Here is a 15,635-nt window from a genome sequence, read left to right as displayed (position 1 = left end):
GGTTATCGGAGGGCGGGGGCGGGCGTGGTGGCGACGGGCGCGTCCTTGCCGTCGCGGCACAGCCCGTCGCCGTGGCAGTGGCGCGCGACCTTGCGACCGTGGTCGGCGAGGTAATCGACGGTGATGTTCGGCAGCGTGTCGAGCTTCTCGACGATCTCGTAGTGGCGTTTGTATTCGGTGCTCTTCAGCAGCCACTTGCCATCCACCTTGACGTAGCGGTCGTGGTAGAAGGCGGTGCCGGTGGTGTAGAGCTTCTCGCGCAGGTTGTAGAAGTTGTCGTGCAGGTACCACGTGCCCTCGGCCTCGGTCGGGCTGACGATGCGGATCTCGGGGTGGTGGCCGTTGTGCTGCGCGATGACTTCGCTGTTGAAGTTGTTGCCGATGGCTTCGAGGTATTGCTCCCGCCCGGCGAGCTTCCATTCGTAGCCGCCGCCGATGAAATGCACGGCGACGTCCGGATGCATGACGGTGCGCAGCAGGTCGAGGTCGGCGCTGTCGATGCCGCGGAAGTAGGCATGCTTGAGCATGCGGATTTCCTCGATGTCCTTCAGCGTCTGCACTTCGGCCCGCAGGGCCTTGACCTGTTCCGCAAGGGCGTCCGCTTTTGGCGGTGCGGCGGCGAGCGCCGGGGAGGAAAGGATGAAGGCAGCGAGGGCTGCAGCGGTGAGTCTGCTCATGTCAATTCCATGTCATGGCGCCGCCGGCGCGCGGCGCAGCGGGCGGTGTCTTGCCGGGGTTGGCGATGAGAGGGGCCGGCGCGATCTGTGTCGTGCTCGGCCGGGGGCGTCAGATGCCGCGATACACGGGCTTGCGCTTTTCGAGGAAGGACTGGGTGCCTTCCTTCGCGTCGAGCGACGAAGCGACGATCACGCCCGCAATGCCCTCGTAGTCGAGCATCTGTTCGAGCGTGCCGGTCTGCCCCATGTAGATCATGCGCCGGGCCATGTCGACGGCGACGCTGGCGCGTTGGGCGATCGTGCGGGCGTAGTCGAAGGCGGCCTCGAAGGCCTTGCCCTCGGGAACGAGTTCATCGATCAGGCCCAGTTCCCTGCATTCCTCGGCGCGGAAGACCTTGCCGGTCTCGACCATCATCAGCGCGGTGGGCAGGCCGACGATGCGCGGCAGGAACCACGACAGGCCGCAATCCGGTGCGACGCCGACGTTGGTGAAGATTGCCGACATCTTCGTCGTGGTGTCGGCGAAACGGCGGTCGCACACCATCGCGTAGGCGAGGCCGGCGCCGACCGCGTGGCCATGCAGCGCCGCGACGATGGGCTTGTCGACGGCGATCATCTGTCGCGTGGCGTCCATGAAGGGGCCGCCGGGCGTCTTGCGCTGCGAGCGCGGGATCGGACGGGAGGCGTCCGATGTGCCCGGCATGGGCCGGTCGCTGTCGCCCGAGATCCAGTCGATGTCGCCGCCGGCGCAGAAGGATCGCCCCGCCCCGGTGAGCAGGATCGCGCGCACTTCGTCGACGTAGCGCCAGCGGTAGAACACGCTGGCGAGTTCTTCGGCAAGCTCCCAGCTCAGGGCGTTGAGCTTGTCCGGGCGGTTGAGGGTGATGATCCCGACGTTTTCCTCGATGCGGGCGGTGAGGTACTTGTAGTTCTCCGGCATGCGGTGTCTCCGGTGTGCGTTCTGGCGTTCGCGTGGGTACTGGTTCAGCGGAATTGCGGGATGATTTCCTGGTCGTACCACTCGATCCATTCGAGGCACTGCTCGAAGGTGTCGAGCTTGGGCGGCATCACCTGCACCGAGGTCGCGCCGGCCTTCTGCAAGGCCTCGATCTCGCGCAGCACGCTGTCGCGGTCGGCCGCGACGTGGGTTTCGCCCTTTTCGGCGTGCGAGTAGTCCTCGACCTTGTAGGCGGTGGTCGTGACGAGGATCTCGAAACGGTCGGCCTTTTCCGCGTAGGCCGGCAGGCTCTTCATGTAGGTGATGCAGCCGGGCAGGTCCTCGCTCGTCACGAGCCAGGGAATCCAGCCGTCGCCGTGCTCGGCCGCGCGGCGCATCGCCGCCTTGGAATTGCCGCCGATGAAGATGGGCGGGTGCGGCTTCTGCACCGGCTTGGGCTCGACGAGGATGTTGTCGAACTTGACGAAGTCGCCGTGAAATTTCGGATGCTCGGAGGTCCAGACTTCCTTCAGGGCTCTGAGATATTCGTCGGTCATCGGCCCGCGCTGCTCGAAGGGGATGCCGAGGGTCTCGAACTCGCGTTCCAGGTGCCCGACCGCCGTGCCCAGCGTGAAGCGCCCGCCAGCGAGGAACTCCATGGTCCCGATCTGCTTGGCGAGCACCAGCGGGTGCCGGTAGGGCAGGGCGAGGATGTAGGTCAGCATGTGGATGCGCTGTGTCGCGCCCATCAGCACCGCCGAGGCGGCGATGCCTTCGGCGAAGCGCGAGCCCATCACCTCGCGCATGTCCGTGGGCATGATGATGTGCTCGGGGATGGTGAGCCAGTCCCAGCTTAGCGCGTCGGCCTTGCGCGCATAGCGCAGGACCTCGGGGCCGCCTGCGCGCGGTTCCCACGGTGCCATCGCGGCGGGATAATTGTTGAGGGCGGGCGTGGCGAGTGCGAACTTCATGGCGTGTCTCCGGTGATGTGGGCCGGGGCGCGGCGGGCGCCCGCAGCCGCCTTGTCAGTAGATGATCCTGTCCCGCGTCAGGCGCTCGTACTCGGCATCGGGGATGCCGAGCAGGCCCTTGAACACGCGTTCGTTGTCCTGGCCGATGGCGGGGCCGGGGCATACTTCGGGGCGGCTGCGGCTGGTCTTCACGTACGCGCCGTAGATCGTTTCGCGGAAGCCGAGCGGATGCGTGACTGCGATGAAGGTGCCGCGCGCCGTGTAATGCGGGTCGTGAAGGAGATCGCCGACGTTGAGCACCGGACTGGCGGCGACGCCGTGCTCCTGCAGGCGCGCGGCGAGCTCGTGGTCGTCGGATTCGCACGTCCACGCGGCGATGCGTTCGTGCAGCTCGTCGATGCGGGAGACACGGCCGGGCGCGGTCGACAACTCGGGCGCGGCGGCCCAATCGGGCGAGCCCATCGCAGCGACGAGCCCCTGCCATTCGTCGTCGCGGCATACCGCGATGCTGATCCAGCGGTCGTCGCCGCGGCACGGAAAGACGCCGTGCGGGGCGGCAGCATTGGTCGGGTGGCGGTTGCTCTTCGGACTGCCCGAGCGGCCGTTGAGCACGTAGTCCATGTAGGCGGGGCCGACCATCTGCATTACCGCTTCCTGCTGCGAGAAGTCGATGTGCTGGCCTTCGCCGCTGTTGCGCTGGTGATTGAGGGCGGTGAGCACGGCAAAGGCGCCGAAAATGCCGGCATAGGGATCGGAGAACGCGTTCTCGACCGGGATCGGGTCGCCCCCGACGTAGCCGACGAGGCTGTCGAGACCGGTGAGCGAGGTCAGACTGAGACCGTAGGTGCGCACGTGTTCGAGCGGGCCGGAGAGGCCGGCGGCGGGCATCGAGAACAGGATGATGTCCGGCCTGGCCTCGCGCAGGCGTTCGTAGCCGAGGCCCAGGCGCTCCATGACGCCGGGGCCGAAGTTCTCGACCACGACGTCGGCCGTGGCGATGAGGCGCAGCGCCAGTTCCAGCGCCTCGGGCTCCTTCAGGTTCAGCGACACCGAGCCGTTGCCGGCCCAGCAGGCGTGGTTCGACAGGCTGCGGTTCGGTCCCGGGACGCCGTCGGCGAAGGGGGGCAGGTTGCGCGTCATGTCGACGCGGGCGGCCGATTCGATCTTCAGCACTTCGGCACCGAGGAAGCCGAGCGTCTGGCCGACCACCGGCCCGGCCCACACCCAGCCGAAATTGACGACGCGGATGCCCTTGAGCGGCAGTGGGTTCGTCATGCGGATTCTCCTGTCGGGGGGTCAGACGATGCCGTCGCGGGCAAGGCGGCGCACGTCCGCGGCCGTGAGGCCGAGCCGTTCGCCATACACTTCTTCGTTGTGCTGCCCGAGCAGCGGCGCCGGGCGGGTCGGGCCGCCGGGGCTTGCGGGCAGCTTGAAGGGCGCGCCGAGATTCTTGAGGCGGCCGAGTTCCGGGTGTTCCATGTCGACGAAGTAGTCGCGCGCCTTGAGGTGGGGCTGGTTCGCGGCCTCTTCGATCGTGAACACGGCGGTGACCGGGCAGCCTGCGGCCTGGCACTTCTCCATGATTTCCATCTTGCCGTGCTGCATCGTCCACTCGCGGAGGAACTCGTAGATCACGTCGGCGTTTTGCGCGCGCGAGTACATGTCCTGGAACATGTCGAGGCTCGCCCATTCGGGGTCACCCATCACCTTTCGCAGGCCGTTCCACTGGCCGGGTTCGAGGGCGAGCATCCACACGTGGCCGTCGCGGCAGGGCATGATCGTGGCCGGTGCGCCGAGCGGCATCCCCACGCCCGTGCGCTTGTCGAAGCGTCCTTCCTGCGCGTAGCAGCCGATGTTCTGTCCGCCGACAAACGTTGCGGCGATTGCCTCCGCGCAGGACACGTCGAGCTGCTGCCCGCCGCCGGCCTGCCCGCGTCCGTACACCGCGCCGAGTCCCCACGCGGCGGCCGTGACGGCGCCGAAGTAGTCCGCGGCAAAGGTGCCGTGTTCGAGCGGCGTTTCGCCGGGGCGGCCGCAGTAGCGCGAACTCGCACCGGTGAGGTGGTAGGCGTTCAGGTCGTAGCCGTTCCAGCCGCTGTAGGGGCCGGTCTGGCCGAAGGGCGTGATCGAGATCACCACGAGGTCGGGATTGGTCGCCGCGAGCGTGGCGTAGTCGAGCCCCCAGACGCGCATGCGCTGCGGCAGGTTGTTCTCGATCAGGACGTCGGTGCTTTCGAGCAGGCGCAGGAACAGCTCGCGCCCCTGCGCCGTGGCGACGTTGCAGGTGATTCCGCGCTTGTTGGTGTTGTTGATGAAGTACAGGCCGCTGCGCTCGGGATGGGGCGCGTCGGCCGGGAAGGGACCGGCACGGCGGGCGGCGTCCCCTTCGGGCAGTTCGACCTTGAGGACATCGGCCCCGTAGTCGCCGAACAGCTTCGCGCAGTAGGGGGCGGACACCATCTGGCCGAAGTCGATGACGCGGATGCCGGCGAGCGCACCCGGGGCGGCAGGGTTGTGAGCCTTCATGGAGCCTCCGGGGCGGGTCATGGCAGGAACTTCAGCAACAGGTCGGGGGTATGCGTGAAGTCGCGCACCGTGCCGTCGCTGCGCAGCGCACGTTCGACGACGCTGCGGTTGTACGAGTAGCAGGCGCTGTGCGGCATGCCGTCCGCCACGCCGGGGTTGAGCGCGGCGGGTTCGAAGCTGAAGCGGCGACTCTGGGCGACGAAGTAGGCACGCTGCAGGGCGACGGCGGCCTCGAGCCGCAGGTCGGCGAAGCATTCGGAAGCCCAGGCGTGGAAGCCGCGCATCGCCGGCCGCCCCGCGAGCTCCGCCGGAGCGACGATCTCGTGTTTGGCGATTTCCCACTCGTGCACGGTTTCGCCGTTGCAGCGCACGCTCGCGCGCATCACACCGCTGCGTTCGTCCTCGACAGCCATGTCGTACTGCCGGGTCGTCGCCTCTTCGCCTCGATGCGACGCAGCATGCGCGGCCGCTAGGACGAGCATGTCGTGCATATGGGTGCAGTTGTCGGACGGCACGAGGCGGTCGCGCAGCACGGCGGCACCTTCGTCCAGGCGGTGGCCGATCGCCCGCGTGAGCGGTTTTGATGCTTCGGCGCAGGTGTTGAAAGGAATGCGCAGCGGATCGAGTTCGACCGTGTTGATGCGTGCGCCGTCGTGCCACATGCGCAGCCGAAAACCGTGGTTGCCGTCCTCGAGTTCGACGGTCACCTGGCCGGGCGCAGCGCGCACGCGGACGCGACGGCGGAAGGTACCGGTGCCATAGTGGGGATTCGGATTTGCCATCGGGGTCTCCGTCGCGCGGCGCTTGCGTCAGGCAGTGAAGGGGTCGGGAATGGTGCGTTCGCCGTCGCGGTCGAGGATGTCGGCCGCGACCAGCTCTTCCAGATAGCGCGAATCCCACCAGTTCATCTGCAGCTGCTTGGCGCGGCGGTAGAAGAGCTGGATGTCGTAGTCGAGCGTGAAGCCGATGCCGCCGTGGATCTGTTGCGCGACCGAGGTGACGTCGCGGAAGGCCTTGCAGGCGAAGAGCTTGGCCATGGGCGCGAGGCGCCTGATGTCCTTGCCCGCCGCGTGGGCCCACGCCGCTTCCTGCACGAGCACCTTCGCGCCGTCCACCACCGCCGCGGCATCCGCCATGTAGTGCGCCAGCGACTGGAAGGCACCGATCGGCTTGCCGAACTGCTCACGGTCCTTCGAGTACTGCACCGTGATCTCCAGCGCGCGTTCGGCGCCGCCCGCGGCAAAGGCGGCGAGCAGGATGATGCCTTCGTACATCGCGGCCTCCCATGCCTGCCAGCCGCGGCCTTCGGCGCCGACGTGCCGGTCGGCGCTCACGCGCACCTGATCGAAATCGACGCGATACTGGGTGTCGGAAGCCATCGAGCGCTGCTGCGTGAGCTGCAGGCCCGGAGTGTCGGTATCGACCAGGAAAAGGTCGATCGCCTCCGGCGCATCGCCGGTCCGCGCCAGCACCAGCAGTTTCTGTGCGGCGACCGCATGGAAGACATGGCGCTTGGTGCCGGTCAGGACGTAGGCGTCACCCCTGCGTTCGGCGCGCAACTGCACGCCGGCGGGACCGAAACCGTGATCGGGCTCGAGCCAGGCGGGAACGACGATCGTATCGCCCGCCGCGATGGCTCCGAACAACTCGCGCCGGTCCGAGGCTTCGCCGGCGTGCTTCAGTGCGCCGGCGCTCATCACGGTGCTGGCGAAGTACGGGCCGGGCGCGAGGTTGCGGCCGAGCTGTTCGTAGATCACGGCGCAGTCGAGCATGTTCAGGCCCATGCCGCCGTGATCCTCGGCGATCGCCATGCCGAGCAGACCCGTCTCGCGCATCTGTTGCCAGAGATCGGCGGGAACGCCCAGCGGGTCGTCTTCCATCTTGCGCACGATGTCGGTGCCGCTATGGTCGGCACACAGGTTTCGGGTCATGTCGCGGAGCATGTTCTGCTCGTCGGTGAACTGCAGGTCCATTGGCGGCCTCTCGGAAATTGGGTGGCGGGTTGCGCGTAAAGGGTTGTGGAAGGAAGCCGCTCAGGGCGTCCAGCGGTCGCCCTTGCGGGCCCAGGGGTTGTCGCTCGGGTCTGCGGGCACGGCGACGCACGCGAAACCGGTCGTGCGCATTTCGCCGTCGACGGAGATCGCGAGGTCGAGGTCTACCCAGTGGCAGCCCGTGGCGTCGGTCGAGAGCTTGCGCACCACGCCCGAGAAGCACATCTCGTCGCCAGGGAACACGGACTTCTTCATCTCGAAGCGCAGGCGGCCCAGGCGGCCGCGCGGGCCGGTCCAGTCGGTGACGTAGCGCTCGAACCAGGCTGCGTTGTTGGGCGTATTGATGAAGATGTTCTTCACGCCGTTGCGCTCGACCGCGAAATCCTTGTCGTGGTGCATCGGCCGCCAGTCGCGGCTCGCGAGCGCGCCGAGCACGATGGTCGTGGCGGTGACGGGGTGGCGCAGGGCCGGCAGTTGCTGGCCTTCGGCAATCTGCGCGGCGGTGATGCCAGGGGCGACGGTGGCGTTCATTGGTCCGGCCTCCGGTAGCCCAGCAGGGTGTAGATCTCGGTGCCGACCCATTCGCCATGCTGGTTGGTGGTTTCGACGTCGATTGTCCAGAAACGCCCGGTGCCCAGCTTCGTCCGTTTGAGTGGTCCGACCGAGCGCACGATCTGGCGCGTGGTGAGGCGGTCGCCGGGACGGACCGGTTCGCCGAACACCGCTTCGTTGCTCGCGACGACGGCCTCGGGCAGGTCGAGCAGGCGTTTCAGGTCGAAGTGGACCTGCAGTGCGGTGCGTTCGCCTGCCGCGCCCGGCGCCCAGTGGTGGGGCCGGAACCACACGGACAGCATCGTCGGCGGGGCTATGGGGCCGCCGGTGATTTCGCGGGCGGCAGCTTCGTCCCAGAAAATGGGGTTGGCGTTCTGCACCGCTGCGCAGGTGTTGTAGACGTAGCCGATTTCGATCGGGAACTCGGTCCGTTCCTCGTACATCGGCGTACCGATCATCGCCTGCACGGCGGGCGGCAATTCGGGCGCTGCGCTCATGTGCGGATCTCCAGTGGACGTCATTCGATGCAGCCGGCGGCGCGCAATTCGGCGATCTGCCCGGCCGGGAAGCCGGCCTCGGCGAGTACCGCGTCGGTATCGGTGCTGCCCGCGGGCGCGACCTGATGCTCCGGCTGCCGCCGCTCGCAGCCTGCGAGCACCGGAGCGAGCTGTTCGAAGGGACCGCGCTGCGGGTGGCGGGCGCGCATGAACGCGCTGCGGTCGCGGAACTGCGGGTGGGCGCTCACCTCGGCAATCGTCAGCACCGGGGCGACGCAGGTGTCGGCGCCGGCGAGCCGCTCGACCCATTCGTCACAGTTGCGCGTGCGGAAGCGATGGGCGAAGGCGGCCCGCATCTCGTCCTGCCGCGCGTCGTCGTACTGGCTGTCCGCGAAGGCATCCAGGTCGAGCAGGCGGCACAGGTTGCGAAAGAAGTGTGCTTCGATCGCGCCGACGGCGACGTGCTTCCCGTCGGCCGTCGCGTACACGCCGTACCACGCATATTTTCCGGTCAGCACCCCCGAGCCAGGCCGGGTCTCTTCGCCGGTGGCGAGGTACTGGTCGAGGTAGAGCGACATCAGGTTCAGCACGCCGTCCGTGATCGAGACGTCGAGGCAGGCGCCTTCGCCGCTGCGCTCGCGGTGCAGGAGCGCGGCGAGGATCGACTGCGCGGCGTGCATGCCGCCGCCCGCGCTGTCGGCCGCCGTGGCGCCGGGGAGCGCCGGTCGCCCTTCGGCGTCGCGACCGCTGCAGGCGAGGAAACCGGACATCGCGAGGTAGTTGATGTCATGGCCGACCCACTGCGCACAGGGGCCGTCCTGACCGTAGCCGCTGGTCGAGCAGTGGATGATGCGCGGGTTGCGCGCGGCGATCTGCGCATGGCCCACCCCGAGCCGCGCGGCGACCCCGGGGCGGAAGCTTTCGATGACGACATCGGCCTGCTCGGCGAGGTGCAGCAGGGTCTCGCGACCCGCGTCCGACTTGAGATCAAGCCGGATCCTGCGCGTGCCGCGCCCCGCACCGTAGGCGTGGAACACCGGTTCGGTCTGCTTCGCGCCGTTCGCGGCGACAGGGGCGACCTTGATGATGCGCATGCCGAAGTCGGCAAGGATGCGCGAGGCGCGCGCAGCGGGGCCGACGCTCGCGAGGTCGAGGACGGTGTAGCCGGTCAGGAAGCTCATCGTGGCGACCCCGTCAGAAGTTCTTCGGCAGATCCAGCTTGCGCTTGGCAATGATGTTGCGCTGGACCTGGGAGGAGCCGCCGCCGATGGTGTCGATCACCGTGTAGGTGTAACAGCTCTCGGCGCGCCCCTTCAGCGGCGCCTCCGCGGTATGCAGGGCGAGTTGCGCACCGGGGCCGACGATGTCCATCGTGGCGTCGGCGATGCGCCGCGACAGCTCGGTCGCGTAAAGCTTGTATTCCGAGGCCTCGATGGTCGGCGTCTTGCTGCTGTTGAGCGCGGCATCCACGAACTTCACGCCGAGCACGCGCGCCACTTCGCATTCGGTGGCCAGTTCGGCGATCTTCTGGCGGATCACCGGGTCGTCCTTCAGAGGCACGCCGTCGCAGGTCGCGGTCTTCACGTGGTCGCACAGCAGTTCCACGCGGCCGCGGATCGGGGCGAAGGTGAACATGCTGAAGCGTTCGATGTCGAGCGCCTCGGCGATGTACTGGAAGCCCTTGTTGAGCTCGCCGACGCGGTAGTCGTCATGCACGAAGACGTTGTCGAAAAACACCGCGTTGGTGCGCTCGTTGCCCATCGTGTACATCGGATGGATGGTCAGGCCGGGGTCGTCCATGCGCACCAGGAACAGCGTGATGCCGTGATGCTTGGGCGCGTCCGGATCGGTGCGCGCGCCGACCCAGTACCAGTCCGCGAAGTGCGCCGAGGTCGTGAACACCTTCTGGCCGTTGAGTACCCAGCCGTCGCCCTGGCGTTCGGCCTTCAGGCGCATCGCCGCCGCGTCGGAGCCGGCGGAGGGTTCGGAATAGCCGACGGCGAATTCGATCTTCGCGTCGAGGATCTGCGGCAGGAATTCGCGCTTGAGCTTTTCCGAGCCGACGTTGATCAGCGTCTTGCCGATGATGCCCACGCCCTTGCCGATCTGCGGCGCGCCGACCGAGGAAAGCTTCTCGTTGAGCAGGTATTCGAAGAATCCTTCACCTTCCTGACCGCCATATTCCTTCGGCCAGGTGATGCCGAGCCAGCCCTTTTCGGCGACCTTCTTCATGAACGCACGACGGTCCGGGGTATCGCATACCTGCGCCATGTTTTCGCGCGTGACGTCCATGACTTTCGGATCGTAATTGTCCGCGAGGAATTGGCCGACTTCGCGCAGGAATTCGCGTTCTTTTTCGGAAAATTCAAAATCCATCACTGCCTCCGATTGAGGTATTTGGAAAACCGGACTGCATTCGGCAATTGACCGGAATGTTCCGATTCGATGAATGGATTCTAATTGCCGGGTTTTTTCGCCGCGGGCCGGCGGCAGTTCGGAAGTGGACGCAGGAATGTCGGATGAGGCCATCGCGCGCTAATGCGCGCCGAAGTGCGTCCATGATTTGTGCCGTGAGACCCTTGCTAAATAAGGGTTTGCGGGCTGGCCGGAAATGAATTGGCAAAGGCCCCATCTGATTCGAAGAGGGCCGGTGCGAAGGTAATGGGCAAATTAGACTGGGTTCCGGAGAAGAGTCGATTCTTCCGATATTCGCTTATTGCCGTCATTCGGATATTGCCGAAATTTTCATTTGCGATGGATCGTACGGAAATATCGCGCTCAATTCGGGATGGCGATTCGTCAATGGGTCGCATTAATCAAGGAGTCCTCGCTATGGCCGTTGTGCTGTGTTCATGGGGTGACGCCATCGAAGGCGGAACCGGGGAGGCGCTGACGCTGGCGCGCAAGCTCGCCACGGAGGCGGGCGCAGAACTGCGCTGGCTCGTGCTCGGCCAGGCGGCCGCGGCCGCCACCGAAATCGCGGCGAAGTACGGCGTTAATCGCCTCGACGGCGCCGAAGGCGACGGCAGTGCGCTGGCTGGCGCGGATGGCCTGGTCGCGGCGCTGGCCGAGTACTGCCGCCAGACGGGCCCGCGCGCGGTGCTCTTCAACCAGGGCGCCGAGTCGCGGGCGATCGCGGTGCGCCTGGCCGGACGCCTGGGCCTGCCGGTGGTGGCAAACGTGTTCGATGCGGTGCCCGCTGGTGAAGGCTTGCAGGTCACGGCAACCGCGTTCGGCGGCGATACGCACGTCGTGTACGAGGTCGCGGGACCGGCGGCGGTGCTGTCGGTGATAACGACCTCCATCCTCGCCGTTCCCGCTGCTACGCCGACTGCCGTCACGCGGCACCAGGTGACCCTGGGCGGAACCGCGACGACCGAACACTTCGCGGTGATTTCGTCGCCGCAGGTCAGCGAGGCGCGCCTGGAGGATGCGGAGATCATCGTCTCGGGTGGCCGCGGACTCGGCAACAAGCAGAACTTCGAGATGGTCAAGGAAACGGCGGCGGCCCTCGGCGGCATGTGGGGCGGCTCGCGCGCCATCGTCGATGACGGCTGGATCGACTCGTCGCATCAGGTGGGCCTCACCGGCAAGATCACGCGCCCGGCGCTGTATGTCGCGGTGGGCATCTCCGGCGCGAGCCAGCACATGGCCGGCTGCTCCGCGGCGAAGACCATCGTCGCGATCAACAAGGATCCGGATGCGTCGATCTTCCGTTATGCGCACTACGGCGTAGTGGGCGACTGCCTGGAGATCCTTCCCGAACTCATCAAGGCGGCGCAGGCATGACGGAGCGCGACGCGATGAACGACATCGGCAACCAGGCCGCGCTGCGCGAACCCTGCGTTGCGGGGCTGTTTTCGGACGAAGGCGGCGCAAGCCTGCACGGGGCCCGATGCACGACCTGCAATACCCCGTATTTCCCCAAGGTGGCGCACTGCCGCAACCCGGACTGCGCGGAATCGAAGATCGAGCCCTGCTCGTTCGGCGGCGAAGGCGTGCTGTGGAGTTATTCAGTGGCCGACTTTCCGCCGCCGCCGCCGCACCGCTACGACAAGCCCTTCGTGCCGTATGCGATCGGGGTCGTCGATCTGGACAGCGGCCTGCGCGTGGTCGGGCAGATGACGGATGCGGTCGAGGCGATGCGCGTCGGTGCGCGCGTGCGGTTGGTGATCGAGCCGGTGCACCAAGAGGAAGGCAAGGCCTTCACGTCCTGGAAATTCAAACTGCTCTGAGCAGCGAGGGAATCATGCAAGAGGTCGTCGTTCTGGGAGTGGGGATGCATCGCTTTGGCAAGACAGGCGATGCGATCGTGGGGGAGAAGTCCGTCACCGAGCTGTGCCGCCATGCGGTGGACATGGCGCTGAAGGATGCCGGCGTGTCGTGGAAGCAGGTGCAGGCGGTGTCGGCCGCGAGTTCTCGCTTCTCGGGAGGCAAGGGCTGGGGCCTCAACGGCAATGACATCGTAGAGGACCTGGGCTGCACCGGGATCCCGGTGTACAACCTCTCGGCCGGCTGCGCCGCGGGAGGCAACGCCTTCAACATCGGCTATTCGCTGGTCGCCGGCGGCATCCACGATCTCGTGCTGGTGGTCGGCGGCGAGGTGATGCCCAAGGGCATGATCCAGACCTCGGGCGTCGAGGATGCGAACGATCCGGAGTACCTGCGCCAGCGCTGCGTCGGTATGCCGGGGCCGTCCTTCTGGGCGACGCTCGCGCGCCGGCGCATGTTCGATTACGGCACCACCGAGGCGCAGATGGCCCAGGTCACCGTGAAGGCGCGCAAGTGCTCCGAGAGCAATCCTTTCGCGCGTTTTCAGAAGGCCGTGTCGCTGGACGAGGTGCTGGCTTCGCCCTACGTCAGCAATCCGCTGCGCCTGTTCGAGATCTGCCCGGTATCGAACGGTGCCGCCGCGGCGGTGATCTGCTCGAAGTCGATGGCGCGCCGCTTCACGTCGAAACCGGTCACGGTCGCGACGAGCGCGGTGGCGACCATCGGTTTCGACGACGCGCTGCCACGCAGCCTCGCCGGCCCGGTGCCGTCAGGCCCGAGCTTCCATACCGAAGCGAAGGCCGCCGTGATGCGCGCGTTCGAAACCTCGGGCATCGGTCCGCGCGACATCAGCTTCACCGAGTTGCAGGACAACACGTGCTACTACGAACTCGCCTTCCCCGAGGAATGGGGCCTGTGCGAGCCGGGTGAGGCCGAGCGCCTGCTGGAAGCGGGCGAGACGACGCCCACCGGGAAGATGCCGATCAATCCGTCGGGCGGCTTCGTGTCCTTCGGCGAGGCGACCACGGCGATGGGCGTCTTCCAGATCGCCGAGCTGACCTGGCAATTGCGCGGCCAGAGCGGCGGGCGGCAGGTGCCCGATGCGAAAGTCGGGCTTGCCCAAACCAACGGACTCGGCGGCAACGCGACCGCCGCGATCCTCAAGCGCTAACCGCAGTTTCGTCAGGGGCTCGCCATGTCCGTGATTTCCGCCATCGATTACGTCTTCGTCGCGCTCCTGATCGCCGCGGCGCTCTCCAGCGTGTTCCTCGGCCTGCGGCGCCGTGTCGCGCTGATCGGCGCGGGCAAGGCGCAGACGTCCGCCGCTGCGCCGGTCGGCGGGTGGCGCGGGCAATTGAACCTGAAGGCCTTCGTCTCGCGCGGACTGCTCACGTCGCGCGTGAAGAAGCGCCCGGTCGCCGGGCTGGCCCACGGGTTGATGTTCGGCGGGGCGCTCGTCGCCATCTTCGGGCATGCGGCCTTCGTCCTGAGCTTCATCGGCGTGCCGGTGTACGAGGGGCGCTTCGGGTTCCTGGTGATGGAACTCGGCCGCGAGTTCGCCGGCATCCTGATGTTCGTGGGCGTCGCCTTCTTCCTCGCTCGGCGCGTGATCGGGCTCCAACGTCTCGACGCGGGCGGGCGGCGCAGCGGCTTCGTCGCGATGGAGGTGCTGTTCCTGGTGACCATCGCCGCGGGCTTCCTGGCGGAGGCTCTGCGCCTGGCGATGCCCGAGGTCGCAAGCCGGGGCGAGTTCCTCGGTACGGTGCTCGCCGTTCCCCTGCGGAACATGGACCTTGCCGCGCCGGGTCTGGGTGCACATCTTGGCTGGTGGTTCCACGCAGTGCTGGGCGTAGGCTTCATCGGACTGATCGCGCGCACCCCCTTGTCGCACATGCTTCTTGCGCCGGCGAATGCAGCGCTCGCGCATCCGCGGCCGGGCATCAACCTCGCGCCGATCGATTTTGACGCCGAACCCGAGGACGACGCGGAGCTGACTTTCGGCGCCGCTCGCCTCGCGGATCTGAGCCGCAAGAACCTGCTCGATTTCTCCGCCTGCCTGTGGTGCGGCCGCTGCCAGGAGGTGTGCCCGGCGGCGCAGACGGGCAAGGCGCTGTCGCCGAAGAAGGTCATGACGACCTGCGCGACCTGGCTCGACAACGGACGTGTCGACGACGCCGGACTGATCGACGAGATCGGCCTCGAGGCGGTGTTCGATTGCACCACCTGCGCGGCCTGCGTCGAGGAGTGCCCGGCGAGCAACAGCCCGGCTGGGGCGATCCTGGAGTTCCGCCGCCACTTCGTCATGGACCGCTCGGAGATGCCGGATACCCTGGCGATGGCGAATCGCAACCTCGAATCGCGTGGCCACCCCTTCGTGGGCACCGCGGCGAGCGCGGACGACTGGCGCAAGGGGCTGGAGGTGCCGTTCTTCGAGGCCGGCAAGACCGAGTATCTGCTCTGGGTCGGCTGCTCGGTCGTCTACGAGCCACGCGCGCAGGAAGTCGCCCGTGCGATGGTCCGCATCCTCGACAGCGCGGGGGTCTCCTACGGCATCCTGGAAGAAGCGCGCTGCACTGGCGACCCGGCGAAGATGGCTGGCAACGAGATGCAGTTCGTGGAGATGGCGCAGGCCAACATCGAGGACTTCCGCGAAAGGAAGATCCAGAAGGTCATTACGATGTGCGCGCACTGCTTCAACAGCTTCGACCGCTACTACCCCGAACTCGGCGCCGACTGGCAGACCATCCCGCATTCCGTGCTGATCGACACCCTCATCGCCGAGGGACGCCTGCGCGTCGTGCGGGACGAGGCCGAGAAGATCACCTTCCACGACCCGTGCTATCTCGCCCGCCACAACGACATCGTCACCGAACCCCGCCGCGCGCTCGCCGCCGTCGGACAACTGATCGAGATGCCGCGCAACCGCAAGGACAGCTTCTGCTGCGGCGCGGGCGGCGGCAACTACTGGGGCGGGAAGGGCGGCACCGCACGCATCAACGACGTGCGCATGCAGGAAGCCGTCGACACCGGCGCCGCCAAGGTCGCGACCTCGTGTTCGTTCTGTCTGCTGATGCTGACTTCGAGCGCGTCGAAGCATGGCGACGAGCGGCGCGTGTTCGACATCGCGGAGCTGGTGGCGGATGCGCTGCCACGCCCGCGGACCTAAACAAGCCGCTTCCATAGTCCGCATTGACGATGATTCCCGGGCCGCT

15 protein-coding genes are annotated in these 15,635 nt (G+C 67.1%); 4 read left to right on the top strand and 11 right to left on the bottom strand.

Annotated features, from left to right (window positions below; all coding sequences use genetic code 11):
* Positions 1 to 2: 2 nt before the first annotated feature.
* From GPA25_RS20050 to GPA25_RS20000, 11 genes are all read right to left on the bottom strand, one after another.
* Positions 3 to 677 (bottom strand): nuclear transport factor 2 family protein, encoded by a 675-nt coding sequence (locus tag GPA25_RS20050; protein ID WP_169262176.1) that lies wholly within the window; start codon positions 675 to 677, stop codon positions 3 to 5.
* A gap of 109 nt (positions 678 to 786) precedes the next feature.
* Positions 787 to 1,617: an enoyl-CoA hydratase/isomerase family protein gene (locus tag GPA25_RS20045; protein ID WP_169262175.1), complete on the bottom strand. Its 831-nt coding sequence runs from the start codon at positions 1,615 to 1,617 to the stop codon at positions 787 to 789.
* A gap of 44 nt (positions 1,618 to 1,661) precedes the next feature.
* A complete protein-coding gene (locus GPA25_RS20040; RefSeq protein WP_169262174.1) occupies positions 1,662 to 2,585 on the bottom strand; it encodes a TIGR03619 family F420-dependent LLM class oxidoreductase in 924 nt (307 codons plus the stop codon).
* Between the two features lie 54 nt (positions 2,586 to 2,639).
* Positions 2,640 to 3,860: a CaiB/BaiF CoA transferase family protein gene (locus GPA25_RS20035; protein ID WP_169262173.1), complete on the bottom strand. Its 1,221-nt coding sequence runs from the start codon at positions 3,858 to 3,860 to the stop codon at positions 2,640 to 2,642.
* Between the two features lie 21 nt (positions 3,861 to 3,881).
* Positions 3,882 to 5,111 carry a CaiB/BaiF CoA transferase family protein gene (locus GPA25_RS20030; RefSeq protein ID WP_169262172.1) on the bottom strand — a complete coding sequence of 410 codons (1,230 nt, stop codon included), beginning with the start codon at positions 5,109 to 5,111 and terminating at the stop codon, positions 3,882 to 3,884.
* Positions 5,112 to 5,128: 17 nt separating this feature from the next.
* Positions 5,129 to 5,893 (bottom strand): DUF2889 domain-containing protein, encoded by a 765-nt coding sequence (locus GPA25_RS20025; RefSeq protein WP_169262171.1) that lies wholly within the window; start codon positions 5,891 to 5,893, stop codon positions 5,129 to 5,131.
* Between the two features lie 27 nt (positions 5,894 to 5,920).
* Positions 5,921 to 7,084 (bottom strand): acyl-CoA dehydrogenase family protein, encoded by a 1,164-nt coding sequence (locus tag GPA25_RS20020; protein ID WP_169262170.1) that lies wholly within the window; start codon positions 7,082 to 7,084, stop codon positions 5,921 to 5,923.
* A gap of 60 nt (positions 7,085 to 7,144) precedes the next feature.
* Positions 7,145 to 7,633 (bottom strand): hotdog family protein, encoded by a 489-nt coding sequence (locus GPA25_RS20015; protein WP_169262169.1) that lies wholly within the window; start codon positions 7,631 to 7,633, stop codon positions 7,145 to 7,147.
* The gene (locus tag GPA25_RS20010) at positions 7,630 to 8,151 is read right to left on the bottom strand and encodes an FAS1-like dehydratase domain-containing protein (protein ID WP_169262168.1); all 522 of its coding nucleotides are present in this window, start codon (positions 8,149 to 8,151) and stop codon (positions 7,630 to 7,632) included. The genes GPA25_RS20015 and GPA25_RS20010 overlap by 4 nt, the downstream gene beginning before the upstream one ends.
* Before the next feature lie 20 nt (positions 8,152 to 8,171).
* Positions 8,172 to 9,332, bottom strand: a complete 1,161-nt coding sequence (locus GPA25_RS20005; RefSeq protein ID WP_169262167.1) for a CaiB/BaiF CoA transferase family protein — start codon at positions 9,330 to 9,332, stop codon at positions 8,172 to 8,174.
* A 13-nt stretch (positions 9,333 to 9,345) separates the two neighbouring features.
* Positions 9,346 to 10,527: an acyl-CoA dehydrogenase family protein gene (locus GPA25_RS20000; protein ID WP_169262166.1), complete on the bottom strand. Its 1,182-nt coding sequence runs from the start codon at positions 10,525 to 10,527 to the stop codon at positions 9,346 to 9,348.
* Between the two features lie 456 nt (positions 10,528 to 10,983).
* On the opposite strand from GPA25_RS20000, the gene GPA25_RS23875 reads away from it, so the two are divergent.
* The 4 genes from GPA25_RS23875 to GPA25_RS19980 are packed head-to-tail and all read left to right on the top strand — an operon-like array spanning position 10,984 to position 15,589.
* On the top strand, positions 10,984 to 11,940 hold the full coding sequence (locus GPA25_RS23875) for an electron transfer flavoprotein subunit alpha/FixB family protein (RefSeq protein WP_211163244.1): 957 nt from the start codon (positions 10,984 to 10,986) through the stop codon (positions 11,938 to 11,940).
* Positions 11,937 to 12,386 carry a Zn-ribbon domain-containing OB-fold protein gene (locus tag GPA25_RS19990; RefSeq protein ID WP_169262165.1) on the top strand — a complete coding sequence of 150 codons (450 nt, stop codon included), beginning with the start codon at positions 11,937 to 11,939 and terminating at the stop codon, positions 12,384 to 12,386. Before GPA25_RS23875 ends, GPA25_RS19990 begins: the two co-directional genes overlap by 4 nt.
* 14 nt (positions 12,387 to 12,400) lie before the next feature.
* Entirely contained in the window at positions 12,401 to 13,594 is a 1,194-nt protein-coding gene (locus tag GPA25_RS19985) for a thiolase C-terminal domain-containing protein (RefSeq protein WP_169262164.1), read from the top strand.
* A 24-nt stretch (positions 13,595 to 13,618) separates the two neighbouring features.
* Entirely contained in the window at positions 13,619 to 15,589 is a 1,971-nt protein-coding gene (locus GPA25_RS19980; RefSeq protein ID WP_169262163.1) for a (Fe-S)-binding protein, read from the top strand.
* Positions 15,590 to 15,635: the final 46 nt, after the last annotated feature.

Source organism: Aromatoleum diolicum (assembly GCF_012910955.1).
In the GTDB taxonomy this organism is placed as follows: Bacteria; Pseudomonadota; Gammaproteobacteria; order Burkholderiales; family Rhodocyclaceae; genus Aromatoleum; species Aromatoleum diolicum.
Note: the sequence above shows the minus strand (reverse complement) of the source record. Positions and strands in the feature narration are given on the sequence as shown.